General features: G+C 48.5%; 21 protein-coding genes and 1 tRNA gene. 12 read left to right on the top strand and 10 right to left on the bottom strand.

The window, feature by feature from the left end:
* Nucleotides 1-753 precede the first annotated feature (753 nt).
* Nucleotides 754-1,221 carry a hypothetical protein gene (locus tag ACES2G_RS07760; protein ID WP_374001763.1) on the top strand — a complete coding sequence of 156 codons (468 nt, stop codon included), beginning with the start codon at nucleotides 754-756 and terminating at the stop codon, nucleotides 1,219-1,221.
* Between the two features lie 39 nt (nucleotides 1,222-1,260).
* Here the strand turns inward: ACES2G_RS07760 and ACES2G_RS07755 are convergent, their stop codons facing one another.
* Nucleotides 1,261-2,376 (bottom strand): hypothetical protein, encoded by a 1,116-nt coding sequence (locus ACES2G_RS07755; protein WP_374001762.1) that lies wholly within the window; start codon nucleotides 2,374-2,376, stop codon nucleotides 1,261-1,263.
* Nucleotides 2,377-2,385: 9 nt separating this feature from the next.
* Nucleotides 2,386-3,150 carry a DUF4423 domain-containing protein gene (locus ACES2G_RS07750; protein WP_374001761.1) on the bottom strand — a complete coding sequence of 255 codons (765 nt, stop codon included), beginning with the start codon at nucleotides 3,148-3,150 and terminating at the stop codon, nucleotides 2,386-2,388.
* A gap of 216 nt (nucleotides 3,151-3,366) precedes the next feature.
* Here ACES2G_RS07750 and ACES2G_RS07745 point away from each other — a divergent pair, with 216 nt between their 5' ends.
* Nucleotides 3,367-3,984 carry a hypothetical protein gene (locus tag ACES2G_RS07745; protein ID WP_374001760.1) on the top strand — a complete coding sequence of 206 codons (618 nt, stop codon included), beginning with the start codon at nucleotides 3,367-3,369 and terminating at the stop codon, nucleotides 3,982-3,984.
* On the opposite strand, the gene ACES2G_RS07740 is transcribed toward ACES2G_RS07745, so the two are convergent.
* Together ACES2G_RS07740 and ACES2G_RS07735 are read right to left on the bottom strand one after the other, a co-directional pair.
* A complete protein-coding gene (locus tag ACES2G_RS07740) occupies nucleotides 3,981-4,784 on the bottom strand; it encodes a hypothetical protein (RefSeq protein WP_374001759.1) in 804 nt (267 codons plus the stop codon). The two genes, ACES2G_RS07745 and ACES2G_RS07740, sit on opposite strands and share 4 nt — an antisense overlap.
* A 60-nt stretch (nucleotides 4,785-4,844) precedes the next feature.
* On the bottom strand, nucleotides 4,845-5,735 hold the full coding sequence (locus tag ACES2G_RS07735) for a LysR family transcriptional regulator (RefSeq protein WP_374001758.1): 891 nt from the start codon (nucleotides 5,733-5,735) through the stop codon (nucleotides 4,845-4,847).
* Nucleotides 5,736-5,837: 102 nt separating this feature from the next.
* Between ACES2G_RS07735 and ACES2G_RS07730 the strand changes: the two genes are divergently transcribed.
* From ACES2G_RS07730 to ACES2G_RS07715, 4 genes are all read left to right on the top strand, one after another.
* Complete coding sequence (locus ACES2G_RS07730) at nucleotides 5,838-6,689, top strand: SDR family oxidoreductase (RefSeq protein WP_374001757.1); 852 nt, start codon at nucleotides 5,838-5,840, stop codon at nucleotides 6,687-6,689.
* 69 nt (nucleotides 6,690-6,758) lie between these two features.
* Nucleotides 6,759-7,721: a cysteine synthase A gene (locus ACES2G_RS07725; protein ID WP_374001756.1), complete on the top strand. Its 963-nt coding sequence runs from the start codon at nucleotides 6,759-6,761 to the stop codon at nucleotides 7,719-7,721.
* 113 nt (nucleotides 7,722-7,834) lie between these two features.
* Nucleotides 7,835-8,533: an RluA family pseudouridine synthase gene (locus ACES2G_RS07720; protein ID WP_374001755.1), complete on the top strand. Its 699-nt coding sequence runs from the start codon at nucleotides 7,835-7,837 to the stop codon at nucleotides 8,531-8,533.
* 120 nt (nucleotides 8,534-8,653) lie between these two features.
* Entirely contained in the window at nucleotides 8,654-12,268 is a 3,615-nt protein-coding gene (locus tag ACES2G_RS07715) for a hemagglutinin (RefSeq protein ID WP_374001754.1), read from the top strand.
* A 21-nt stretch (nucleotides 12,269-12,289) separates the two neighbouring features.
* Here ACES2G_RS07715 and ACES2G_RS07710 read toward each other — a convergent pair whose 3' ends face one another.
* The 4 genes from ACES2G_RS07710 to ACES2G_RS07695 form a co-directional block, all read right to left on the bottom strand.
* Nucleotides 12,290-14,089 (bottom strand): methyl-accepting chemotaxis protein, encoded by a 1,800-nt coding sequence (locus ACES2G_RS07710; RefSeq protein ID WP_374001753.1) that lies wholly within the window; start codon nucleotides 14,087-14,089, stop codon nucleotides 12,290-12,292.
* A gap of 363 nt (nucleotides 14,090-14,452) precedes the next feature.
* Nucleotides 14,453-14,528, bottom strand: a tRNA-His gene (locus ACES2G_RS07705).
* A gap of 83 nt (nucleotides 14,529-14,611) precedes the next feature.
* Entirely contained in the window at nucleotides 14,612-15,592 is a 981-nt protein-coding gene (locus ACES2G_RS07700; RefSeq protein ID WP_347359483.1) for a hypothetical protein, read from the bottom strand.
* Nucleotides 15,567-16,334: a glycosyltransferase family 2 protein gene (locus ACES2G_RS07695; RefSeq protein WP_347359482.1), complete on the bottom strand. Its 768-nt coding sequence runs from the start codon at nucleotides 16,332-16,334 to the stop codon at nucleotides 15,567-15,569. The genes ACES2G_RS07700 and ACES2G_RS07695 overlap by 26 nt, the downstream gene beginning before the upstream one ends.
* A gap of 82 nt (nucleotides 16,335-16,416) precedes the next feature.
* Here ACES2G_RS07695 and ACES2G_RS07690 point away from each other — a divergent pair, with 82 nt between their 5' ends.
* A complete protein-coding gene (locus tag ACES2G_RS07690; protein ID WP_347359481.1) occupies nucleotides 16,417-17,031 on the top strand; it encodes a hypothetical protein in 615 nt (204 codons plus the stop codon).
* 1 nt (nucleotide 17,032) lies between these two features.
* A complete protein-coding gene (locus ACES2G_RS07685) occupies nucleotides 17,033-18,076 on the top strand; it encodes a rod shape-determining protein (RefSeq protein WP_347359480.1) in 1,044 nt (347 codons plus the stop codon).
* On the opposite strand, the gene ACES2G_RS07680 is transcribed toward ACES2G_RS07685, so the two are convergent.
* Nucleotides 18,073-19,047: an aminotransferase class IV gene (locus ACES2G_RS07680; protein ID WP_374001752.1), complete on the bottom strand. Its 975-nt coding sequence runs from the start codon at nucleotides 19,045-19,047 to the stop codon at nucleotides 18,073-18,075. The two genes, ACES2G_RS07685 and ACES2G_RS07680, sit on opposite strands and share 4 nt — an antisense overlap.
* A 127-nt stretch (nucleotides 19,048-19,174) precedes the next feature.
* On the opposite strand from ACES2G_RS07680, the gene ACES2G_RS07675 reads away from it, so the two are divergent.
* From ACES2G_RS07675 to tsaA, 4 genes are read left to right on the top strand one after another with little or no spacing between them, the layout of a single operon-like run.
* On the top strand, nucleotides 19,175-19,924 hold the full coding sequence (locus ACES2G_RS07675) for a carbonic anhydrase (RefSeq protein ID WP_347359674.1): 750 nt from the start codon (nucleotides 19,175-19,177) through the stop codon (nucleotides 19,922-19,924).
* Entirely contained in the window at nucleotides 19,925-21,985 is a 2,061-nt protein-coding gene (gene metG, locus ACES2G_RS07670) for a methionine--tRNA ligase (protein WP_374001751.1), read from the top strand.
* Nucleotides 21,985-22,764: an RNA methyltransferase gene (locus ACES2G_RS07665; RefSeq protein ID WP_374001750.1), complete on the top strand. Its 780-nt coding sequence runs from the start codon at nucleotides 21,985-21,987 to the stop codon at nucleotides 22,762-22,764. The genes metG and ACES2G_RS07665 overlap by 1 nt, the downstream gene beginning before the upstream one ends.
* A complete protein-coding gene (gene tsaA / locus ACES2G_RS07660; RefSeq protein WP_374001749.1) occupies nucleotides 22,749-23,525 on the top strand; it encodes a tRNA (N6-threonylcarbamoyladenosine(37)-N6)-methyltransferase TrmO in 777 nt (258 codons plus the stop codon). The genes ACES2G_RS07665 and tsaA overlap by 16 nt, the downstream gene beginning before the upstream one ends.
* Here the strand turns inward: tsaA and ACES2G_RS07655 are convergent.
* Entirely contained in the window at nucleotides 23,497-24,756 is a 1,260-nt protein-coding gene (locus tag ACES2G_RS07655) for an MFS transporter (RefSeq protein ID WP_374001748.1), read from the bottom strand. The genes tsaA and ACES2G_RS07655 overlap by 29 nt on opposite strands.
* Nucleotides 24,757-24,763 lie beyond the last annotated feature (7 nt).

The raw sequence follows: 24,763 nt of genomic DNA, 5'->3' as shown, positions 1-24,763 counted from the left end.
TTAATTGAATACAAATCAATTAATCGAGCGGCTGTATTTGTTTGCTTTCAAACAGAAGCGGCGATGAGGTCTCGATTTATAGGCCCATTCGGACCATCTTGCAAGAATTATTTGTGCAAATAATAACGGCAAAACGCACTATTTTTGCCCACTTACCGTGCAAAACAGCGTTTTTGCTCAAAAAAGCAGCGAAATCACCCACCCCAAAAGTATATTTCATATTTAGATTTTAAAGAGCCTTCCTCATTTCTATATAAAAACCACCCGTTCGAAGCCCTTTTTCGTGCTTTTACCAGCATCTTCTCCATTTTCCCCACCCTTTCCCCGCCTGCCGAAAACTCAAGGGATCTATGACTACCCCTCCCTCCCGTCCCTTCTCACTGAAGAATCAGGCCATTGCTCAGGCAGCAGCAACCATAAGTTTGAATTCTGCTTCAAGGGAAGAAATTGTGCACATCGTGAGTTATCAAAGCACGATCAAGTTCGTGCAAGACGATTGATGCCCTTTCAAATAATATGCTTGTCAGAATACAACTCAGAATAAACTTCCCCTCATGGAAACTATTCAAAGAAGGTCAAAGTTTAGCTCCAAGAAAACAGACTGAAAATAGTCTAACCTGCCAGATCCTCTGAGGGCCGCAGCGGTGTTGCATCTGAAGTCGTTCGGCAACAAGAACTACAGCTCTTTTTCGTTTTGTCTTTATGCCCGCTCCAATTTTGGTTATCCCCACGTCAAAACCTTTTGGAGGAAATATGCGTATTCTATTGTCTCTTGCTCTTATTATGACTGCGGCTATCAGCCAGGCCCAAACCGTTAAACTGGATGCTCCTGAGCTTTTGAAATATCGTTGTGAAAAACAGGCAAATCGTTCTGAGCTTTTGGTTCCGACCGTACAACTGGTCATTAAAAAAGCCATCACGACTCAAGTTATCTTGCTCCTGGTGGAAGCGGACTGCATCAATGGAAAGATCGTTCCTGCGGCATCTAACACATTCTATAAGCCAAGCCTGAGGGACCTAAATGGTGAAAACGCCATCACCGCACAACCTAGAATGGTGCGCATTGATTCCTCCACTTACCAAGCGACTTTGGAATTTTACAACGATCAGCTTTATTTCAGAGAGCGCCAGTTCCTTTTGAATGTTCCGGTGGATGGCGGTTCTTACACCGTGATTGTGATCATGACGGAAGATGGAAAAGCGCAAGTTTATCCGCACTAAGTCTTTTCACCTAAAGATCACTCGGCCTACGGGTGATCTTTAGAATAACGGAAAGGCCCGGCGAATCAGATGGCCTTTTTCATCCAGCTCAACAGCTCCTTGAACGGCCTGTCTTTCTTCGCCGTAGTGCCAGACATCCAGCAAAGTTCCCTCTCGCAGACTGCCGTCGGGCCAGAATGAAATACCGCCAGAGGTATTGGCCACCCGCACGCTTTGCCCCTGCAAATTGATTTGCATAGAGCCTTTGACAGGCATGGACTCAACAGTTCCATCTTCATAGAATGAAATCCGCGAAAGTACCGCCGACGAGCCTTCACCCTGCAAGGTGACTTCCTGGCCGAATACACTCACAGAAACAGGCTCTAAAGAATCAATAGAGAAATGAGCGAGGCTTCCGTTTTCATAAAAACCGATCCAACGGTTTTTCAGACTGACAGATTGCCAGAATCCTCCCACCCCCAGAGCGCCTCTTAAAGTGCCGTTATCGTGATAAGTGGCCTGCCTTAAATTCACGGCCCAACCGTAGTAGTCCGTCACGCCAAAGCCTACTTGCTTTACCAGTTTCAGAAGCTGCAGGCTGTTGTAGGTCGAAATTTCCGATGAGCTTAGGATCTGATTGAAATAGCGCACCCGCGGAGAAGAAGACTGCCCATTTTCGATTCCCTCGCGATAAATCAACTCGTGCAAAACCAAACCCGCCTTGTCCTGCTCAGAGAGCCGATTCCACAAACGCAGATCCACCAGATAGCGCTTATCCCCCGGCATAATCAAATCTTCCGGGCGCTGAATGGCGATCTGGCGGATTTCACATTCTACCGGAATAATCACGGCGCCGGAATCGCGGATCGGTAAAAACTTTCCTTGAGAGAACCACTGTGTTTCTTCAGCAAAAGTCGCAAACCATTGCTTATATCGAGTTGCGCGCGTGGGGTTGACGCTCTTAAGACGATCCAGCGCAAAAAGCACCCTTTCCCGATAAGTGGCTCCCGGTCCCAAGTTGACAGAAATCTGTCGCTGCTGCTCGCCTTCGTAATAGTCCAAAAGCTGAACCTTTTCTGAGGAGGCACATTCCAGAACATTTCCACCATTACCGACCCAATCACCACCGGCAAAAGTCAGAGAAGAAAAAAGAATAAGGCTTAAGATAGACAACATGCCAGACTCCTATTCGTGCTTGTTTAAGATGGGGAAGCACTGCAAAGCCACGCGATAAAGATCCCCACCCTGAGATTGCTCATCAAGCTCAAAGACTTCATCACGGAATTTCAGAACTAATTTTTTTAACTTCTTAAAACGCTTTTCATCCAAAGCCACCGTCACAAAGGAATAATCCCGCTCTTCAACAGGAATCAACGGCAGTCTTTCTTTGGCCATATCCAATGTATTCAAATGCGCCTTTTGCAAAGACTTGGAGGAAATATCATGCGAAGAGTACAGACTTTGATGCTGGCGTTTCCAGACACCTTCTTTCGGACGCTCGATTACATCCAGTTCTTCCAGATTTTGGAGACAAACTTCCACGCGTGCCTTCGCGATCCCGGTCTTCTGCGCAATCCAAGTGGCGGAGCTTTCAAAATCGGGCAAGCGGAAAACGGCCAAAATGACAAAGTACTCCCACTCGTCAAAAAGAATCGCGTATTTGCTTGCATCCAGTTTATAGGCCGAGGTCGCAGGTGGCTTATTAACGCCCAGACTTAAAAGAAACTCTTCCTGTTCATCGGGAGCCAGTTCCAGCTTCAACATCACGCTGGCAGCATCCTGCAAAGGAACCATGCGCTTGCCCTTCATAATGGCCGAAAGCGTCCCCGGATTCATTGATAAAAACTTGGCAAAGGACCTAAGGGAATACCGTCTATTCTTGGCTCTTTTGACCTCGAACAGCTCATGGAGCTTTTTGGCAAAATACGGAAGTTCCTGAATTTCTGTCATAAATAGAAGCGAAGGATTATAGACCCACCGAGGCATGATCAAGCAAATTATGTTTTTATTCGGCCTTGAGTGTTGCGCCTTAGATATTTTGCAACATCACGCCTCTGAATATTGCAGGGCTATAATTTAATTCGCATAACAAAGAAGTTCTCGGGATTTTTTTGATGGACTATCCCCGCCTCTCCCGAGAACATAATACCCCTAGGAGAAAGCAAGATGGCATTTTTCAAAAAAATTCTAATTCTATTTTCTACTTTAGCAACTGTGGGTTGCGTCACGACCTCTCCCAATGAAGAGTCCACCTTTGGCTTTCTGGGGAACAACAAGGAAATTTCATTGGGTGCTCAAACTGTTCTGGGGCACGCCATCGGTATAGCCAATCTTCAAAGTGTCCAAACTTCTTTAGGACCCGCTTATGTTTTTCAAGAGGGTCAAGCTGGCAATCTTGTCCGGGGGGTCTGCTATCGAGGGGCCGACAAAACTCTTCTGGCGTTTGAATCCGGCGAGGCTGGCGGTCCCGAAGGAATCGTCACCGCCATCCGCTTGATCCGGGCTGGAACTCCGTACAAATACAGCCGTCACTGCTCCCCTTCCAAAGAGGTTCTGCGCTCAACGGCTTTTGCGGATAAAACCAGCTTGATGATGAGTCGTGATCGTCTGGAGAAGAAACTGGGGTCTCCGGACAAGTCGGCCAAGGATCTTCTTTCCTACAAGTACGTCAGCACTCGCAAATACGGAACTCAGAAAGAAGACACGGTTTCATTTGTAAATATCAAGCTGACCAAGCAAGTGCCCCGGGAAATCAGCGTTTCCCGAGCCATCGAAATTTACTAGAACAATTTGGATTCAATAGAAAGATACAGGAAGACACCGCGCTCGTGCTCCACCGCCGAAGGGCCTAGCCCCAATAGCGCGCCGATGCCCGGCACCACTTCTGTATCTTCTGTTACTTGGAAAGCAGAACGAATACCAGGGACGATATAGTAAGTTGTCTCGGAACCCTTTTGATCCTGACCGGTCACAACTTCGTTGTTATTCACAACAAACTCGCAAAGCAAATTGGTTTTGGGAGTCACATTGTAAACCACGCTCGTGCCGAAGTTATAACCAAAGATCGAAGCGGTCTGCCCCAGATCGTTCTTGGCATCCGGAGTGAAAGTAAATCCCGCATTCCAGTGATTTGTCCAACGGTCATTGATGTTAATAGAGACGGACTGGTTGAATTGGACACCGACCACGCCGTTACCAAAGCCTTTTTTATAGTCCCCTGTCGGCGCGATCAAAGACAGTCTGGGAGCTATGGCAATTAAATCCGTGTTCAAAAGTTGATAGCGATAGTTCAACAGCACATCACCAATCTGAGTTTGATCATCTCCGGCAGCATCATGAGTTTTCATCACCGGAATCACATATGAAAACTGATGCGTTTGACCGCCCATCGGGATTTCGTTGGTGAATGAATAGCCCCACTCATGCACGGGGTCCATGTACTGATACGCCTGAATAAACTGCACAACTCCCGGATCTTGATTGTAGGCTTCTTCAATCAGGAAGGAGTTATCTTTCACGGCTTCCTCTGCAAAACTGGAAGCTCCAATCAACAACAAACCGGCTGCAAGCATGACTGACTTCATTCAATTTACCTCTTTCACAAGAAAACTCTGACAGGCAATCAGCTTGGGTTCAACTGAATTTTACCAAACCTGTTTTCGCGCGCGCTCGGAAAGGAAGTCGATGAACAGCCGCACCTGTGGAGCAATTACTTTACGGTTCGTGAATACAATATGAAGTCCCAGCTCCGGCAGGCTCCAGTCCGGCAACACCTGAATCAGCGCCTTCTTCTTTAGTTCTTCCTGCACCAGATGACGAGGCAGCATGGTGATCCCCAGCCCTTCCTTTGCGGCCTCTAAAAGAACCAAAGTTTCATTTGAGCTAAAAGGACTGTTGAATGTCAGCTCTTCCTGACGATCGTCTTTACGCATGATCAGGCGGGTGCTTTTAAAGTGATCATGAGCCACTAAGATGTGCTTACGCAGTTCTTCAATTTTTTTTGGAGTTCCGTTTTTCTTGAGATACTCTGGAGCCGCCACCAGACAGGAATGACAGATTCCCAGTTGTTTGGAAACAATGCCCGGATCCAGATTGTTGGTGATGCGAATTGCAAAATCCACTTTGGATTCAATCAGGTTCACCTGGCGATCTGTCACCACCAGATCAATAGACACCTGCGGATACTTTTCCAGAAACGGCGCAAAGAGTTCTTTGTATTGAGCTGTGGCGAACGACACGCTGGACGCAACCCGAATGGCACCGCTGGGTTTACTGGCGGTCGATCGAGAACGGACCTCGATATCGAAGGCAATGTCCTGGATCTGCTGGCACTTCGCAAGATAGGCTTCTCCACTGGGAGTCAGGGCCACATTGCGGGTGGATCTTTGCAAAAGTCCGATGCCGACCCAATCCTCCAGCACACTGATATAGCGGCTGACCATCGGGCGCGACATATTGAGATTGTCCGCAGCCTTGGTGAAGCTTCCAGTCTTGGCGACCTCTATAAACACATTTATTGCCGTTAATCTGTCCATTGTTTCATTATATGAAACATTCTATTGCTATTAAAGCTATTTATCGGATCGAAATAAGAAACTATACTGATAGCGATTTAAAACACTAGAAAAGGAGTTTTTATGATTCTCGTTACAGGTGCCACTGGCCAATTGGGTCAACTCGTCATTCAGTCCTTACTTAAAAAAGTCCCGGCAAATCAGATCGTGGCTGCGGTTCGCAACCCTGCCAAAGCTGAAAATCTAAAATCATTGGGCATTCAAATTCGCAAAGCCGACTACAATGATGCGTCCTCTTGGCCGACGGCTTTTGAAGGCATCACCAAGCTGCTTCTTATTTCGGGCAGCGAAGTCGGGACTCGCGTACAGCAACATAAAAACGTGATCGATGCAGCGAAAAAATATGGCAAGCTGGAACTGCTGGCCTATACCAGTATTCTACATGCTGACACGTCCTCTTTGATTCTGGCGCAGGAACATAAGGAAACTGAAAAGCTTATCAAAGACAGCCGCATTCGTTATTCCCTGCTTCGTAACGGCTGGTACACCGAGAACTATGTCGGAACTGTAAAATCTGCCGTCGAGCATGGTGCTGTGTTTGGCTCTACCAAGGAAGGACGTATTTCCTCAGCCTCTCGCGAAGACTATGCCGAAGCCGCAGCACAAGTGCTGACGATGAAAGATCCTCAACCTGTTTATGAACTGGCCGGGGATACAAGTTATTCACTGAGTGAGCTTGCTACAGAGATCTCTAAACAATCCGGCAAAGAAGTGAAATATAACGATCTGCCAGAGAATGATTACAAAGCTGTTTTGGTGAAAGTCGGATTGCCTGAGGGCTTTGCGGGCGTTCTGGCGCAATCCGATGCTGCCGCCGCTCAAGGGGGTCTTTTCGATGAGTCTCATCAGCTCAGCCAACTTATCGGAAGAAAAACCACGCCGATGGTCACGACTTTGGCGGCATTTCTTAAATAGCCTTCAACACCTAATGGCAAGAGGGGAATTTCCTCCCCTCTTGGGGCTTCAATCGCATAAGCTCAACTCATGCTGTATCAAACTCCCCTTTTAAAAATTCATTCTTTGTCTGAAATCACTGGCTGCGATATTTACGGTAAGGCCGAATTCCTGAATGTCGGCGGAAGCGTGAAGGATCGCGCGGCCCATGGAATTATTGAACAGGCTGAACGCGATGGATTGTTAAAACCAGGTGGCACCATTGTCGAAGGGACCGCTGGGAATACCGGAATTGGTCTTGCCACTTTAGCCGCGCAACGTGGATATAAATCCGTGATCGTCATGCCGAACAACCAGGCGGCAGAGAAATATCAAACACTGAATGCGCTGGGGGTTGAGCTGATCACGGTCGCACCCTGCCCGTTTGCGGATCAAAATCACTTTTATCATACGGCTCGCCGTATCGCTGAAGAACGCGGGGCTTTTTGGGCGAATCAGTTTGAAAACACGGCGAACTTTCAAAGCCACTATAAGACCACCGGTCCTGAAATTTGGAACCAGACCGAAGGTAAAGTGACTGCCTTTGCAGCAGCAGCCGGAACTGGCGGAACCATCGCAGGAGTTTCTCGATTCTTGAAAGAGAAAAATCCCAATATCCACATTCGACTGGTGGACCCGATGGGATCGGGCTTGTATTCGTATCTGACAACAGGAGAAATCAAATCCACTGGTTCTTCGATCACCGAGGGGATCGGTATCATGCGCCTGACTGCAAACTTCAAGGAGGCGCAAATTGACGATGCGGTTCAGGTGAATGATGGAGAGATGATTTCGATGCTTTATCATCTGGCCCAGCATGATGGACTTCTGGTTGGAACCTCTGCCGCCCTGAATGTCTATGCCGCTTACAAGTATGCTTTGGCCAACAAAGGTAAAAATCTGGTTATTGCGACAGTGCTTTGTGACTCGGCTCTTCGCTATACCTCTAAGATTTTCAACGACACTTTCTTAAAGGAAAAGAATCTGATTCCTCAGAAAATAGAGTCTATCTGACAGATCCTGTTTAGTATTAACGGGCTATTGCGTACTAGCGACCTTCGGAAGTTAGTGACTTTTGCTGTCAAAAGAAGGATTATGTTACGACTTAGCGTACAAAAGGACTTCCATTGGCGACAAAGAAAATTCCCAAGAAATATCAACCGAAAGGTTTTGAAATCCTGCATGAGGATCTGGATATTATTGTCGGCAATAAAGCTCCGGGTATTCTGACGGTCGCTGCCAAGTGGGAGCGGGAAAACACTGTTCACAATCTTTTGAACCAGTTCGTGCGTAAGGGAAATCCGCGATCCAATAAATGCGTCTATGTGATTCACCGTCTGGATCAGGCCACCTCTGGAGTCTTGGTTTTCGCCAAATCTGAAAAGGCCCAGCAGTTTATAAAAGACAACTGGAAAGACAATGTGAAAACCTATTACGCCATTGTCCATGGTGTGATGAAAAAGAAATCCGGAGTCATTCAAAGTTATCTGAGTGAAGATGAAGACTATGTGGTGCACTCAAGTTCGGACTCCAGCGAAGGCAAGCTTGCGATCACTGAGTACGAAGTGCTGAAGGAGACGGACAAGTTTTCTCTTCTGAAAATCAATCTTTTGACGGGAAAGAAAAACCAGATCCGTGTTCACCTCTCAGAAGAAGGGCATCCCATTGTAGGTGATCCCAAATATGGCCAGGGGAACACTTCGTATAAGAATCTCTGTTTACATTCTGCGGAATTGGAATTAACTCATCCTCACAGCAAGACACGCTTAAAATTTAAAGCAGCTGTACCAGCTCATTTTAAATCTTTAATCAGTTACGACTACTGATGGAATTCTCGCAAATCTGTCCCGGCCTGAGACGAGTCTTCACTCGTACGTGGAACACTAATCGCACTTTTAGCGGATAAAAATCTGTAAAAAAACCGTGATGTTCCGATAAGTCTTCATATGGTTAATGACGGTGATTCTATCCGGAACGTAACATGGCTTCTGCGCAAAGCATTTCTAGCTTTTGCCCTGCCTTTTTATCTGGGGCTGTCGGCTTGTACAATGCAAGTGGAACTGTCCGAGTCAGACTCATCCCTTCCTATTTTTACTGCCAAGCCTGTTACATTTACTTCTGATACGAATGCTGTTTTTGAATTCAAGGCCAACTCCTCAGCGCCGATTGCTTACAGATGCTCTTTGGATGAACAGGAGTGGTATGACTGCACCAGTCCTCAGGTTTTTTCCAGCCTTAGCTCGGGCCTGCATACTTTCAAAGTTCTGGCGACGGACACTAAAACCAATACTTCTCGCCAATCCGTGACAACTTGGACTGTGGATACAGACATTCCTGTTCTTACCGTAACCCAGACGCCGACATCTTTAAACAATTCCACTTCGGCGACGTTTAATTTCGAAGCCACAGATGCCACTTCCCAGATTGCGGGCTATCAATGCCAACACACCACGCTGGCTCAACCGACGGCACCGTTTACCAGCTGTGCCGCATTGGTTCCACTCGTGAGCCTTTCCGAAGATACACACACATACAAAATTAGAGCTGTGGACACGGCTGGAAATACCTCTGCCGAATACAGCTATACTTGGGTGGTGGACTTAACCGCGCCCACGGTGCAGTTGACAGCCAAACCCTCCGCTGCAACCACGGATACCACGGCCACCTTCAGCTTCACTCATACAGAAACTGGGGGCGCGGCCTTCGATTCTTACCAATGCAAATTGGACTCTGGAAGTTTTGCAGATTGCAGCAGTGGCATTTCCTTCAGTTCTCTTTCGCAAGGACCTCACAGCTTCACTATTAAAGCCTCTGACACCGTCGGGAATATTAGCATTCCGCTAGTTTATAACTGGATTGTGGATTCCGGCGTGGTGACTCTGGCTTCATTCACGATTGCCAATGGTGCCGCGACAATTGGTTTTGCTTATACGACGACTCAACTTGCCGCCTCTTCTTCTTTTGCGGCGATCACGGGAATGAGATTTTCAGAGCTGGCTAATTTTGCTGACGCGACCTGGGTGCCTTATGCTGCTGCAGGAACCGTTACCCTGAAGAATCCTGGCGGCACTAAGACCATTTATGCTCAAGTGCGCAATGCTGCGGGAACGGTCAGCAACAGTCTTTCAACAACAGTGACTTTGGATCTGGGAAATCCTCCATTGGTGTATCTGACTTCTCCGGTCGGTGGGCAAACTTATGCTCCGGCCAGTCCTGTGACTATTGCCTGGTCCTGCTCTCCGGGCGCGGGGCCTATTCAGTTGGCGACAAATCCGATCAAGTCTTTGCAATACACTGTCGATGATGGCGTGAGCTTCCATTTGATTGCCGAAAATCTTCCCAACAATCTCAGTGCGACCACGGGAAACTATTCGTGGGTGATGCCCGCAACGACTCCGACCGGGCAGACTGTTTCGTCGACCACTCCCCTGAAAATTCTGGTGACTTGTACATCTGAGGCTGGAGTTGTTACCAGTGCGATTTCCAATGCCGTGAACTCCAAGTGGTCAGTGCTGATTGGCGAGCCTGGGAATTTGAACAACGGTGTTCATATCAATGCTGCAGATTTAACCGCAAACACAGCCACGGGTCAGTATGGCATGTTCGCAGATTCACAGAATCGTTTGTACTTCACTAAATTTAACAGCATTTCGACCGTCAATCCTGAAACCGGATTGGTGTCCACCTGGATGGGGGACCCGTATTCGCAGACATGTGACTTCGCCAATGGAAAGTTCAACAGTCCGAGCATTCTCGACATTGATGAGTCCGATCAGATGTTGGTGTTTAGCCATATCTGTTCGGCGATGGCGCGCATCCGTATTTCTGATAAAACCATTCTTTGGAGCAAGCAGCTTCCGACACTGAAATACAACAGCGCCGTGCTGAATAAGGAACAAACTGCAGCCCTTCGTTATGTGAAAACAGGGCATTTGATTTACTTCTCGGACGAAGCCTTTTGGATGATTGATGTCAACTCTGCAGGGAAAAATCCTGTTCTTCTTCTGGGAACTCCGGGACTTTGTGGCACTTTGGGGGCCGTGGATACGATGGCGGATGCCTCCCCGATTCCTTGCCCGACTTCGGATCTTTATTTGACGCTGATGCGACCTGATTTGCAAAAGATCTGGATTCAGGTCAATGGCAAAACTATCGAGCTGCAACACCAGGGTGCTTATGGCAAATATAAAATCGCCAAAGACGCTATGACGGATAATTCGTGGGGCTCATTCTTTAATCGCTGCACACAGGTGGCCTCGCAGTCGGATAAAATCTACTGCCTGAGAACTCAGTATGAGGGCAACAAGCTTGCTTACTTTGATCTTTCCAGCGAAACATGGTCTGTGAGTTTCAACCTGGACAAGCACTATAAAAACATGTCCACTATCTATTATCTGGGGGCGGCCAAGGATTTTATTTATGCCTTCTCGTCCACCACCAACGAGCTGTTCAAAGTTGTGGATGATCAAGGGACCTTCGGGAATTCCTTGGTGGCGGGACAGCCTTTCTTCACTTTTGGTAACGGCACAGATCCTTCTAAAACTGCTTTCACACAGATTTCCAGCTTTAGCTACGAGCCCACCACCCAGTATCTTTATATTCGCGGTCCGCGCCACTTAAGACGTCTGCATGTGGATACGTCGACTCCGGGATCAGAAGCCATTGATAAGATTGCGACGGGTTTCCATGGCACTGCCGGAAACAGCTCGGCCTATGCCTCACTGACGGTGTCTTCGACGGGTATTGCGGCCTTCTCGCAGATTGCAGGGACTCCGGCCAATTTGTGGAGTTCATACAATATGACCACTTGGGATAACAACACTTTGGAATACAGCCTTACTGTTGGACCTTATTACTACCAGGCCACTCCGGCCGCTTCGGACTACCCGGCTTCTAATGTGGGTTCATTCAATGCCTCTGGGACAAGTTACAATCTGCGTGCGACCCGCAAGCTGGGAACTTTCCTACCAAATGGGAAGCTCTATTTCTATGGATCTTCGGGGTTGTTGGATGAGACTGATCTGTGGATTTTTGAATCCGACAGTTCCACCGGAAAAATCAAGCCTGTGGCCGGAGGCACCGGGCCTGCGAACTATGTCGGCACAGATCATGGTCAGGCTTCGTGGGGCGCTTACTTGAGTGACATCTATGGCATGCAAGCCAATGCCGATGGAGATCTACTGGTCTTTGATGGCTGGCGACTGCGTAAGATCACGGTGGCTACGGAAGCTGCGGATCCTAAGATTTATGATCTGGTGAACTTCCTGACTTTACCGGGCAAGCCGAACATCACCAAGTGGACTCACGCTGTGTATGACAAGACCACGGGATGGAGCTACTTTGTGACCGCCAACAGTACGACCTTAGGTCAAACAGCTCAGGTGTGGGCGGCTCATCCCAATCAAGGCTTCGTGGAGATTTCCACGCAAGGTTGGGTGCTTCCTTCTGAGCTTCTCACCTATCGATCGATTAATTTGGAAGTGACTCCTCTCGGGTTGTTGTTGCTGGATACGAGTAAAAAGCGGGTCTTGCGGACGGAACTGTTGGCTACGCCGCTATAGCTGACTCTCGGTTGCGACTGATCAAGCCGGTATATCCGAAGCCGGAGGCACTTCCTCATCCCCCTCGACCAGACTCGATAAAGCCTTTACCAAATCATGTATTCCCACCGCCTGGTGGCTCATCTGATCAGAAAATGCCGAGACCTCTTCTGCGGCCGAGGCATTTTGTTGAGTGGCCGAATCGAGCTCATTAATGGCTTTGCTGATTTGACTGAGCCCCGTCGCCTGCTCTTCGCTGGCATGAGCAATTTCCGTATTTAACTGCGAGACATTTCCGACCGTCACAAGAATCTTAGTCAGAACTCCGCCGCTGGAGTCGGCCCTTGCTGTTCCTTCCCCCACCTTCACCGCGCTGTCTTGAATGAGCCCGGCGACATCCTTAGCGGCGACAGCGCTTCTTTGCGCCAGAGAGCGGACAGCCTCTGCGACAACCGCAAAGCCTTTCCCCTGCTCTCCGGCACGAGCGGCTTCCACCGCCGCATTGAGAGCCAGAAGGTTTGTCTGAAATGCGATATCATCAATGACGTTAATGATCTCTTCGATTCGTTTGGAGCTTTGCGCGATTTCACTCATTGCCGCCATCAATAGTTCAATCTCCGTCTTTCCACTCTCGGCCACCCGTCGTCCTTCTTTGGACAATTCTGCAGCATGCTTGGCGCGCTGAGAGTTCTGGGCGACAATACTATTTAGTTCTTCCAGCGAAGCCACTACCTCTTCCAACGAGCTGGCGGACTCCACGGCGCCGCTGGCGACTTGCTGACTGGCCGACGTCAACTGCTGACTTCCAGATGAAATGGTTTCGGCCGACTCTGCCAAACTGCCCACCGTCTGTTGCAATGCCTTGGTAAGACTGCGAATCATGATCACAGCAAGAATCACAACCGCAACCAAAAGCACCATGATAACCGCTAAAGTAAACCCAAAAGAGCGGAGCATCTGCGTATGCAGCGTCTGAATTTGACTATCAACCTGATGAACCTCAAATTTCACAATGCTTCCCAGTGAGTTCAAGGCCTTGGTTATCATTTGGTAAAACTTCTGAGGGTCTTCATTATAGTTCCCTTCTGTCGCTTTATTTACAACCTTGGCATAAAGTTCCTGCACTAACCCCCACTCTGCAGACTGCTTAAAGGCATGCAGTTGCTCCTTGGCCTTTGGGGAAATCATCATGGCCGGTGAGTCGAGATTGACATGAATCCCTGAGCGCAAGCTTTCTAACTGTGAAACTTGCTGAGCGGAAAGAGATTGATTGGAGGATAAAACATTCAACATACCGGCACGCAGCCGTCCTCCGTATTCCTTACCCATCTCTAACATCGCCAAACTAAGAAGACTCATTTCCATACCATTCAGAGTTTCATCTGAAGCAACCAGAATATCCGTCTGAATAAGTTGAGCAATCAGGCTCGTGATTTGCCGGGTCGCATCTGGTGGCTCTATTGACTTTGAGCGCACTTGGTCTCTGAACTTCGCGAGATCCCTTTGAACGTCTGCAAAAATGCGGGCTGCTGTGTTTTCAACTTGAACCTTGTGAAGTTGGCTGGCGACAGCATTCCACTTATCGAGAACACGTTGATGCTGTTCTTCCAACTGAGACACCGTGATTTTTCCGCCCAGATAAAGCGCCGTTTGCGCCCGCTCAATCTGAATCTCGTGAATAAGGTCTGAATTGACCTCGATAAATTTTCCATTTTCAACCAACTCGTTGGCCTGCCTGAGAATGCGCCAATCCCCCAAAAGATATAAAGCTCCGTAGATGCAAGAGGTCACTAACGGCAACCCCACCAAACCAATAATTTTCCACTTCAAACTTAAGCGCATACAACCTCTGGCAGAGTAGATCTGCTACGATAAATGCGTAGACCCGAGAGCTTCTATTCACCGATGCTAGGATCTCCCTATTTTTGACACAATCTTGACAACGGCAAATTCGTATCTTGGTCTCACTGCAATAGAGAGAAAGGATGATGGGGATCATGTGGAGATTTTTATTCTGAGTTGTGCAAGCCGAGTGTAGCTATAGGTCCAAGAAGAAGTTGTTAGGCCTTTAGGAAAGGTGCGGCGAATAGAGATTTTAGAGCGCGAGTTAGGAGATTGCTTTTAGCAGAAGCTGTGACGGCCCCGTTCATTGAGTAAAACCAAATCGTAGGGTCTAAATTTTGAGGGATAAAAAGAGAAGAAAATTGGGGTGAGTAACGGGGCTTGAACCCGCGACACTCGGAATCACAATCCGATGCTCTACCAACTGAGCTATACCCACCACAAAAGGAAGATCTTTTATAGGGCCTTGCCGAACAAAGTGCAAGCAAGAAAATGGCCCCGGGATCAGGATTTTAAAAAGTCCTAATAATCACAAGGGCCTACGACAACCTGCGCCTTACAGGTGCTGCCACCTTTTTCGGCATCCAGCACCGTTTCTTCGGCCCATTCCCCGTTGGCATTACAGCGATGGCGGATGCAGGACACCCCTGCTTGAGCCACTAAACAGGCCTTTTTCTCTTTTTTAGGGTTATTCAAACAGGTCCATGAGCACTCGTTGAAACGCCCTGAGGGATGCTGGCAAATAGCCCCCTCTCTGACCGACAGGGCCTTGGCTTTGGCCAAACGCTCTCTTTCCAGCTTTTCCTTTTTCTGACGAAGCTTTTCCGCTTCACCGGCCTTAGCCAGTTCCTTCAGGTCCAACGGAGTCACCGCCGTCAGACGACCTCTTGGAATCTTCTTTCCCTTTAGCAGAATATCATAGGTGATCTCTCCACCCTCCAGAACCCCCTGGAAGCTGACCTGCTGCCCACTTTGCACTTTGGCGCTCTCTTCTCCGTTAAGGGCCGAAAACTCCATCGAGCCTTCAAACATCCTCACCCCGGCCACAGCCCTTGACGGGTCAATACTTAAAACGTAATCACCTGCAGGAGCTATGAACTCAAAAAGGTCCGAACGCACAGCAACGTTGTAAGCCGCTTTGTCCGACAGCTTTTGCTGCCAGTGCAACTGCCCCGTCTTCAAAATCACCACAGGAGCTTCTCCACTTTCCCAGGAAATAACCGGCATAGTCAGCTCGCCCGCACCCAGCAAGGTGAAGGATCGCTTTTCATCAAGCTGCACTTTAACTTCCCCATCCAATGAGGTTTCCAGAACGGCCTTTTCCCGTAAAACAACCGGCTTTCGCAAAGACAGACGCTTACCGTCCTTACCCGTCAACCAAACAGCCCCACGAACTTCCCGCACCGCAGGATACTTAGGTGCAGACGCCCCCGCCTTTAAGGCAAAGACCACCAAGATCAGAATATAAGAAAGAGCTTTAACTGTTGGATTTCTTCTGAACACGTTCGGCCTCCCACATTTTGGCGAACTTCAGGAATATGGAATACGACGCGCCCACGGCAATAATAAAACCTGGAATCCCATCCATAAAACCACGCTTAACAATATAGGTTTCAATAAACTTGGAAACAGGTTTCGTGAAAAACTTAAAGTAAGAAAACTTCTTCCCAGAGGCCATCAACTGCTTGGCCCCCAAAGTTGAATAGCGGTCATTTGTGACCACTTGATCACTCAGACTATCGAAAACCCAATGATGCAGGTCGTGCGCCACTTTGAGCTTTCTTTTCACTTCAACCTTTTCATGAACATCCGCCGCATTCCACTGGGACTGGGCTTTATTGAACAAACGAAGCTGATAATCCGGGTACCACCCGCCGTGAGTGATCCAACGTCCCAAATGATAGGACTTGCGCGGGAACAAATACCCCGCCTCACGATCCAATGACGCAAACTTCTGACAAAGCTCTTCGGCCAACTCAGGGCTCAAGGCCTCATCAGCGTCCAAAGACAAGACCCAGTCATTTTTAGCCTGAGCCGTGGCAAAAGCCTTCTGGGGGCCAAAACCCTTCCACTTTTCCTGGAAAACCCGGGCGCCACATTTTTGGGCAATCTCAACAGTGCGATCCGTCGAAAAGCTATCCACCACCACAACATCGTCAGCAAAAGGGACGGAGCGAATGCAGCGCTCAATGTGAGCTTCTTCATTCAAAGTAATGATCACGAGAGAAATCGGCAGTTTTATCACCTATTCAGAGTCTCTTTGGATCAAAGTCTTGTCAAACGATTCGCGAGTCGATACGATTTTTTGAGTCGAAAGGTTTTTATTCATGAAATTTGCTAAATACTTCGTTTTTGCTCTGTTTTTGTCTTCGCAAGCGCATGCTTACTTGAGCATCGCGGAATCCGGGGAAGTTCTGACTCCGGGCAAGTACCAGTTGGGCGCGGAACCCCAAATCCTGACTAACAAGGGCGGCGGAGCAAACTTCAACGTATTCCTGGATACGGCGATCAACGATTCCACCAGCGCTCGCATCAGCATGGGGGCTGGGGCCGTGGACTTCAATGCTTTCGCCAGCGTGAAATGGATTCCAATTCCTGACGTGGACAATCAACCTGCCATGGGTTTCCGTGTCGGCGCAGGACTCGCTCGCGACGAGGACGAAAACCTGCTGCAGTTGCAAGTGGCTCCACTTGTCTCCAAACGCGTTGACACCGACTACGGCCTGACTGTGCCCTACGTTGCTGTTCCGTTCACATTCCTGAACACAAAAGAAGAAAATATCGTTGCCAGCAACATCGCCATTGGAACGGAATTCCACTATGTTGACTGGAACGAGGTTAATCTGGGCGCGGAACTGGGAGTGGATTTGAATAAATCCTACTCTTACATTTCTTTATTCATCACCTTCCCATTTGAAAGCCACAAAGGATTCGGTAAGTAATATGTTGTCATGGTTCTTTAAGGACGATTCCGGTACTGCTGCAGATCTTTACGTAGATTTGGGAACAGCCAATACATTGATCGCAGCTCGTGGAAAAGGGATCATCCTCAATGAACCCTCATTGATTGCCTATCAACAGACAAGCCCAGGTAAAAAACGTGTAATTGCCGTGGGCTCTGACGCCAAAGAAAAATTGGCAAACAACCCCGGCAATATCTTCGCACAAAAACCTATCCGTGATGGAGTGATCGCTGACTTTGAAACTTCTGAAGTCATGTTGAAGCACTTCTTAAGTCAGCCCGGAGTCAAAAGTGCCTTTTCCCGCCCACGCGTGGTCGTTTCCCTGCCTTATGGCGTGACGGAAGTGGAAAAAAGAGCCGTTATTGATTCTTGTAAAGCTGCCGGCGCTAAAGAAGTCTTCCTGATCGACGAACCCATGGCCGCTGCCATTGGATCTGGCCTGAATGTCAAATCCGCTGAAGGCAACATGATCATCGACATCGGTGGTGGCACCACAGAGGTCGCGGTGATCGCTCTGGCTGATATCGTTTACTGCGAAGCTGTTCGCGTAGGTGGACACCGCCTGGATGACGCCATTATCGACTACTTCAAAAAGTACAAAAAACTGAATATCTCTGAAACGACTGCGGAATATCTCAAGATTACGATCGGCACTGCCGTTCCGAAAAAAGATATTCGCAGCGTGACGGTTTCAGGTCGCGATACCGACACAGGCATGAACCGCTCGATGGAGGTCAGCTCCGAAGACGTGGGTCTTGCCATGAATGGCTGTATTCAAGAGATCATCAATGGTATTCACAAAGCCCTGGAGCACACTCCGCCGGAGTTGGTGTCTGATATCATTGAAAGAGGTATCACCCTGGCTGGCGGTGGCGCCTTGATTCGTGACTTTGATCTGCGTATTCAAAACGAAGTGCGCTTGCAGGTTCGTGTGGCCGAAAGCCCGCTGACAGCGATTGCCAAGGGCGGCGAAGCAGTCCTGAGCGATCCAGAACTGCTGGATAAGATTCAACTGGAAGTTTAGTACATCACAGGGGTCGTCTTCGGCCCCTTTTTCATATCTTCACGCAACAACTGCAACAGACGAAACGCTGCGGGCCCCTGCTGACCAGCTCCGATTTGCTGACCTTCGTATTCCACCACGGGCAAGACGTCCAAGGTCGTACCGATCATCATGGCTTCGGAAGCAGAAAGAATATCTTGTTCCGTCAGGTCCTTTTCCTGAATTGAATTCAAAAGTCCTTCACCCAGAAGACCTTCAGCCAGATCAAAAGTGCGCATCATTGTTGTGCCCTTCAAGATCTGACGAAGCTTGGGGCGAAGCAGATTTTTTTCCTTATCTATCAACACGATATTCTCTGTACTGCCTTCAGTGATAAAGCCCTGTCCGTCAATCCCGATGGTGAAATCAATCTTGCGATCCACACTTTCTTTTTTCATCATGACATTGGGAAGATAGTTGCATGTCTTGATTCGGGCCAGCCACGGGTCTTTCGGCGCAACCTGACTGCGACCGACTTTGACGCCTTTAAGGTATTTTTCATCCGTAAAGGGCGTGAACGAAGTCACAATCAGATACATCTGCGAACTGATTGAATCGTAAGGATTTGTGCTAAAGTATCCCGGACCACGGGAAATATAGAGTCTCAAAACTGCAAAGCGCGCTCCGGAAACTTTTGTGGTCTCCAAAATAATATCTTTCATTTCAGGCAAGGAATGCGGCAAGGATAAACCAATCTGACCGGCCGAGGCTTCCAAGCGCTCCAGATGTTCCTGCATCAGGAAAACCTGCCCGTCGACAACCTTAATCGCCTCAAAAACTCCATCCCCACGATGAACCAGATGATCATCAACAGGCACCATCATCAGTCCTGGGTCTTTTACAATACCGCCAAGCCAAGAGCTGTACATCGCAAGATAAGTCCCTTGAGCGGCGTACTGGCGCTGTAAAAGCTGCTTTTGAACTTCACTGGGGGAAAGAATCGGCAATGTCATAAGACCCTCGCTTTCGAGATGATTTTCCCATTCTAGATTCTTGGCTGTGGCAGCGGTAGTTTTTTTGTTTTTAATTTGACCTAACTCAATGGAGGTCCTGACAATAAGAGCTTACGGAGGACTTCGAATGCAAAACTATCTTCTAATTTCCCTCTTAGCTCTGAATCTGACGGCGTGTGCCTCGTTCACTCGCGACCGCTCCCCGAATCAAGAGACCAAAGTTTATCTGAAAGATGCCAAAGGCAACGTGAAGGAAGCTCCGGCTCAAGCAACAAGCACCGGCGGCGCAAAAGAAATGACTCCGGTTCAGGTTGGTGATGATGTTGAAGCACAAGCCCATGCCTCCGAAGTGAAAGAGGCTGTTGCCGCTGCGGCTCAACACATTCATGAGACTCATGGTAAAACTCCTCGCGAAGCCGGCCCCGTCCCGGCAGAAAAATCCCTGGGCTGGCTGAAAAATGGAAACACCCGTTTCGTCAAAGGAACCTTCCGCAGCGATGGCGCTTCCGCCAAAGACCGTCGCCGGGTTGCCACTTTGCAGCGCCCCCATGCGGCGGTCTTTACCTGCAGCGATTCCCGCGTGTCCCCGGAAATCATTTTTGACCAAAAACTGGGTGAAATTTATGTTGTTCGCACTGGTGAGCTGATCCTGGACAAGAACGTCCAGGAAAGCCTTGAATATTCTGTAGGCACATTGGGCACCAATCTGGTGGTGGTGCTGGGATCTGACTCTTGTGGAGACCTGATGGCCGCTGAAGGCCTGGGCAATGATCTGCTAGAACGCTCTGCAATCCTGCGTGACGCTGTGGCCTCGGGTGAGGTAAAGGTTGTTAAGGCTGTCTATAATCTAGAAGCTGGAAATGTGGAGTTTCGATAAATGAACGACAAACGTAAGATTCTGATCACCTGTGCTCTTCCCTACGCGAATGGATACATCCACCTGGGTCACCTTGTGGAATATCTTCAGGCCGACTTCTGGGCCCGCTTTCAGAACATGAGAGGCAATGAGTGCGTGTTCATCTGCGCTGATGACACTCACGGAACTCCGATCATGGTCAAAGCCCGCGAAATGAAGATCACTCCGGAAGCTTTGATTGCACAAAGCTATAAAGAGCACACTCAGGATTTTGCAGACTTCCAAGTTCAGTTCTCGCATTTTGGCTCCACGAACTCGGAAGAAAACCGTCTTCTGTGCGAATTTTTCTATAAGAAGATGCAAGAAGGCAACCACACGCGCACTCAGACCATCCAGCAGCTTTACTGTAATCACGATAAGATGTTCCTTCCAGACCGCTTCGTGAAGGGCACGTGTCCTAAGTGCGGCGCGAAAGAACAATACGGCGATTCCTGTGATGTGTGCGGATCGACTTACTCCCCGAGCGACATGAAAGAAGTTCACTGCTCCATGTGTGGAAACACTCCGGTGTTGAAGGACTCTGACAGTATCTTCTTTAAACTGAACGACTTTAAAGCTTACCTTGAAGAATGGATCCCTAAACACTGCTCCAGCGAGATCTCTAAAAAGATGCTGGAATGGTTCAATGAAGATCTGAAGGATCTGGATATTTCCAGAGATGAGCCTTACTTTGGCTTTGCGATTCCGGGCACGAACAATAAAAAATTCTTCTATGTTTGGGTGGATGCTCCGATGGGGTACATGTCCACGACTGAACAGTGGGCAAAAAATCAGGGCAAGACGTTGAAAGACATCTGGCAGGACCCGAGCCGTGAAATCTATCATTTCATTGGCAAAGACATTGCCCGCTTCCATACAATCTTCTGGCCGGCTTTCTTGAAGGCGGCAGAGTTCCGTTCTCCGAATCAGGTCTTTGTTCACGGCCACTTGATGGTCAATGGCGAAAAAATGTCCAAGTCCAAAGGGACCTTCATCGCCGCAAGAACTTACTTGAATCATCTGAATCCGGAATACCTGCGCTATTACTATTCCACAAAACTGAACAGTTCTGTGGATGACATCGATTTGAATTTGGAAGACTTCACTGGCCGTGTGAATTCCGAGCTTGTGGGTAAAATCACAAATCTGGGCTCCCGTGGTGGCCAGATGTTGAAAAAGAAAATGGACGGAGTGATGAGCGAGCCCGATACCGAGGGCAAAAAGCTGATCGAGCACGCACAGAAAACGGCAGAAACTATTGCCGCTCATTATGAAGCTCGTGACTTCGCCAAAGCACTGACTGAAATCCGTGGATTGGCTGATGATGCCAACAAGTACTTCGATGAAAAGGCGCCTTGGAAAACAATCGATACGGATCCAGCCGGAACCAAACAAGTCATCACAACGACTTTGAATATGTTCCGCTTGCTTGCGATCTATTTGAAACCAGTTCTGCCTTATTACAGCGACAAAGTGGCGAAACTTCTAAACGAATCCACTTACCAGTGGTCTGACTTGAATAAAGTTCTGATCAACTGTCCGATCAATGACTATGAACACTTGGCGACTCGTATTGAAGCTGACAAGGTCAAAGCCATGATCGAAGAAGGCAAGAAGATCAATGAAGAGCTTCAGGCCGCAAAAAAAGCCGCATCCACAGCAGCGCCGAAAGCAGCTGCCCCTGCGGCCGCAGCACCTGCTGATGCACGTCCCGCGGAAATTGAATTCGCTGATTTTGACAAAGTGGATCTGCGTATTGGTCAGATCATTGAAGCCGAAGAGATCAAAGAGGCCGACAAGCTTCTTAGACTTAAAGTTGATATCGGTGAAGGTCAAATTCGTCAGATCATTTCCGGCATCAAAGCCGCTTATAAGGCGGAACAGATGGTGGGCCGCAAGGTCTTGGTTTGCGTGAATCTGAAACCTCGTAAAATGAAATTTGGTATGTCTGAAGGCATGATCCTGGCAGCGGGAACTGGTGGCAGTGACTTGTTTGTCCTGTCAGCAGATGAAGGCGCTCAGGTCGGCCAGAGAGTGAAATAATGAGCCTTTCAGCTCAGGACAGAAAATCCCTCGAAGAGATTCATCAGCTTTTCCTGAAGCTGGAAAAATCCTCGGGGGATTTTTCTTTTGCGGAAGCTCCTCTTAAAGATCTAAAAAGCAAGATCGCAAATCTGATTTCTTCAGAAAATCCAGATGTGACACGACTTGCCTCTTTGGAAAAGCATCTGGTCGGCGGCATGACGCTGAAACATTTTGTCAGTTACGCCATCCCCTTTGAACGACTGCTGCATAAAAATCTTCAGGATGATGAGTTCCTGGTCATCGAAAATGATAAGGCTGAAACTCCGCAGGAAAAAATTCCGCTCGTTTTTGTTCTGGATAATATCCGGTCGGCCTTCAATGTGGGTTCCATTTTCAGAACTGCCGAATGCCTGGGCGCTGAAAAGATCTATCTTTGCGGTTACACGCCCCTTCCGACCCAATGGAAGGTTGAAAAGACAGCCATGGGGACACAAGAATATCTGACCTGGGAAGAAGCCCCGAAGCTTCTTGAATGCCTGGAAGAACTTAAAGATGAAGGTTATCGCATCGTCGCTCTGGAAACGGCTGCCAGTGCGACTGATCTTTACGAAGCCTTTGAAGCCGAACCCACGGCCTTCGTGCTGGGGAATGAACGCTTTGGTCTTGATCCGGAAATCCTAAAGGTCATTGATGAAGTGCGTATCATTCCACTGCGAGGGCGCAAGAATTCATTGAACGTAGGCGTGACCGCTGCCGTAGCTGGCTTTGAATGGATAAGACAATGGCGTCAAAGATAGAGCTTTCCACGATTGGCACTTTTCACAGTCCGCAAGTACACCCCTATGAAGCTGGCAGACAGCCGGATGATTTTCATTCGTCTGGATATATTGAACTGCAGTCCGGTCACAACTTTGAACAAGCCCTGACGGGACTAGAAGGCTGCGAACGCATCTGGGTGGTGTTTTTGTTCCACCATAATGATCACTGGAACCCGATGGTGCTGCCTCCGCGCGGAAGCCAAAAGAAGCTGGGCGTTTTCGCGACCCGATCCCCTTACCGCCCCAATCCTGTGGGCATCAGTTGCGTGAAGGTCAAATCCATTGAAAAGCTAAAGATCTATGTTGAAGGCGCGGACCTTCTGGATGGCAGTCCCATACTGGACATCAAGCCTTATGTGGCCTATGCCGATTCCTTCCCCGGGGTTGAACCTGAGTGGCTTAAGAACGCGGAAAAATTCACTGTGGACTATGCCACCGAAGCAAAGCAGGAGTTGGAATGGCTGGAGCAAAAACAACTTCACCAGCTTCGTGGTTTTTTGCAACATCAGTTGGAATTTGAACCGGACAACTCTCGAAAAAAACGTGTGAAGCCCGATGGCGCAGGATTTGTGATCGCCTATCGAACTTGGCGTGCCTATTTTGAAATTCAAGGAAACCACATCAATATCGTGAAAATCTTTTCGGGCTATTCCGAACAAGACCTGGCGTCCACCGAAGACACCTATCAGGACAAGTCCCTGCATCGCGAATTTAAGAAGCTTTTTCCGTCGAATCGATAGGGGTGTTTTCAGTGGAAGCCCCCCACAGCTGCGTTTTCACGTAGCGATAAAGTGGATAGAACCCCGCTGCTCTGGCAAAACTTCCCAAAATGAAAACGGCATAATAGCTGCTGACTTTTTCACCCAGCACCCACAACACCTTGCCGCCCACATAAGTTCCCAAAATGATCGCCATGGAATTTAAAAGATTGTACACCGTGAGCATCGGTACTTTTTCTTCCTGCTTTAAATCTTTAAAGAAGATCAAGGACAGCCCCACTTCCACGAACGCCCAGGCCATGCCGCTGATGAACTGTAAGAAGCACACAAAATAAGGATCAGAACTTACGGCCCACATCGCGGGCAATGGCACAATGGCCCCCGCCCCAAACACCAACAAGCTAAAGCCTGAAGCATTCTGACGAAAGCGATCTATCAAGGTCAGCGTCAGGATCTTTCCGACAAAAAGAATCCCGATCGCAGTCATATAAGAACCGTAGTTCATCTTCACCTGCGCCAGCATATAAGGTGTCACAAAAGGTGACGAAACAAAGACCGCTGCCTGAAAGGGAGCCAGGTAGAAGAAAAACTGCCGTTTGCTGGAGTTCGCCCAGAAGACCTTCCACGAGGCGCGAAAGCCCAGCTTAGGTTCTTTATTCCAGTTCGGATCGAAGTACTGTGACGACAGAATAAACGACGACAACAGGCGACAACCAAAAGCAAATACGAAGAGCATCGTGAAGACCGATGAAAATGGACCGATCTCAACATTGTTGTGTAAGGCTACGCCCCCACCGATCAATCCCAATAAAATACCGATTTGGGAAACCCGGGCACGCTTGGCGAAATAGCGACTGCCCTCTTCCACTTGCACCAGTCGACCCATCCAATAATTCCAGGCCGGTCCCGCCGCAAATCCAGATCCCCAATACAATGATAAAATCAAAAACAGCATCCAAAAATTCGGAGCCTTGGTCGCCGAGAAATAAATCAATGGCAAGAACGTCAAGGCCTGCAAGGTCGCGGAAGCCACCACCCAGTTTTTATGCGAACGAATGCGCTGAAGTCCACGCGGAGTGATCAACTGCAAGAATGCGCCACTGACGATCGGCAAGGTCGAAAGAATCCCAGCAAAGATTTCACCCATGCCAATGGATAAAGAATAAGCTGGCAAGTACGTCTCACCAGCTCCAATCATCAGTGAACATAAAAAGGCATCAAAAAGACTGAGCCTTAGGCTTCGTTCGCGCATGGGTTAA

The sequence above is a fragment of the Bdellovibrio bacteriovorus genome, from assembly GCF_041888015.1.
Lineage (GTDB): Bacteria > Bdellovibrionota > Bdellovibrionia > Bdellovibrionales > Bdellovibrionaceae > Bdellovibrio.
This window is presented reverse-complemented; position numbering and strand designations above follow the sequence as displayed.

What these genes read in the sequence shown, in the direction of transcription:
- ACES2G_RS07665 (WP_374001750.1), top strand. Translation starts at nt 21,985, where the DNA reads ATGAGCCTTTCAGCTCAGGACAGAAAATCCCTCGAAGAGATTCATCAG.
- tsaA (WP_374001749.1), top strand. Translation starts at nt 22,749, where the DNA reads ATGGCGTCAAAGATAGAGCTTTCCACGATTGGCACTTTTCACAGTCCG.
- ACES2G_RS07690 (WP_347359481.1), top strand. Translation starts at nt 16,417, where the DNA reads ATGAAATTTGCTAAATACTTCGTTTTTGCTCTGTTTTTGTCTTCGCAA.
- ACES2G_RS07760 (WP_374001763.1), top strand. Translation starts at nt 754, where the DNA reads ATGCGTATTCTATTGTCTCTTGCTCTTATTATGACTGCGGCTATCAGC.
- ACES2G_RS07725 (WP_374001756.1), top strand. Translation starts at nt 6,759, where the DNA reads ATGCTGTATCAAACTCCCCTTTTAAAAATTCATTCTTTGTCTGAAATC.
- ACES2G_RS07730 (WP_374001757.1), top strand. Translation starts at nt 5,838, where the DNA reads ATGATTCTCGTTACAGGTGCCACTGGCCAATTGGGTCAACTCGTCATT.
- ACES2G_RS07680 (WP_374001752.1), bottom strand. Translation starts at nt 19,047, where the DNA reads ATGACATTGCCGATTCTTTCCCCCAGTGAAGTTCAAAAGCAGCTTTTA.
- ACES2G_RS07655 (WP_374001748.1), bottom strand. Translation starts at nt 24,756, where the DNA reads ATGCGCGAACGAAGCCTAAGGCTCAGTCTTTTTGATGCCTTTTTATGT.
- metG (WP_374001751.1), top strand. Translation starts at nt 19,925, where the DNA reads ATGAACGACAAACGTAAGATTCTGATCACCTGTGCTCTTCCCTACGCG.
- ACES2G_RS07745 (WP_374001760.1), top strand. Translation starts at nt 3,367, where the DNA reads ATGGCATTTTTCAAAAAAATTCTAATTCTATTTTCTACTTTAGCAACT.
- ACES2G_RS07685 (WP_347359480.1), top strand. Translation starts at nt 17,033, where the DNA reads ATGTTGTCATGGTTCTTTAAGGACGATTCCGGTACTGCTGCAGATCTT.
- ACES2G_RS07740 (WP_374001759.1), bottom strand. Translation starts at nt 4,784, where the DNA reads ATGAAGTCAGTCATGCTTGCAGCCGGTTTGTTGTTGATTGGAGCTTCC.
- ACES2G_RS07735 (WP_374001758.1), bottom strand. Translation starts at nt 5,735, where the DNA reads ATGGACAGATTAACGGCAATAAATGTGTTTATAGAGGTCGCCAAGACT.
- ACES2G_RS07755 (WP_374001762.1), bottom strand. Translation starts at nt 2,376, where the DNA reads ATGTTGTCTATCTTAAGCCTTATTCTTTTTTCTTCTCTGACTTTTGCC.
- ACES2G_RS07675 (WP_347359674.1), top strand. Translation starts at nt 19,175, where the DNA reads ATGCAAAACTATCTTCTAATTTCCCTCTTAGCTCTGAATCTGACGGCG.
- ACES2G_RS07715 (WP_374001754.1), top strand. Translation starts at nt 8,654, where the DNA reads ATGGTTAATGACGGTGATTCTATCCGGAACGTAACATGGCTTCTGCGC.
- ACES2G_RS07750 (WP_374001761.1), bottom strand. Translation starts at nt 3,150, where the DNA reads ATGACAGAAATTCAGGAACTTCCGTATTTTGCCAAAAAGCTCCATGAG.
- ACES2G_RS07710 (WP_374001753.1), bottom strand. Translation starts at nt 14,089, where the DNA reads ATGCGCTTAAGTTTGAAGTGGAAAATTATTGGTTTGGTGGGGTTGCCG.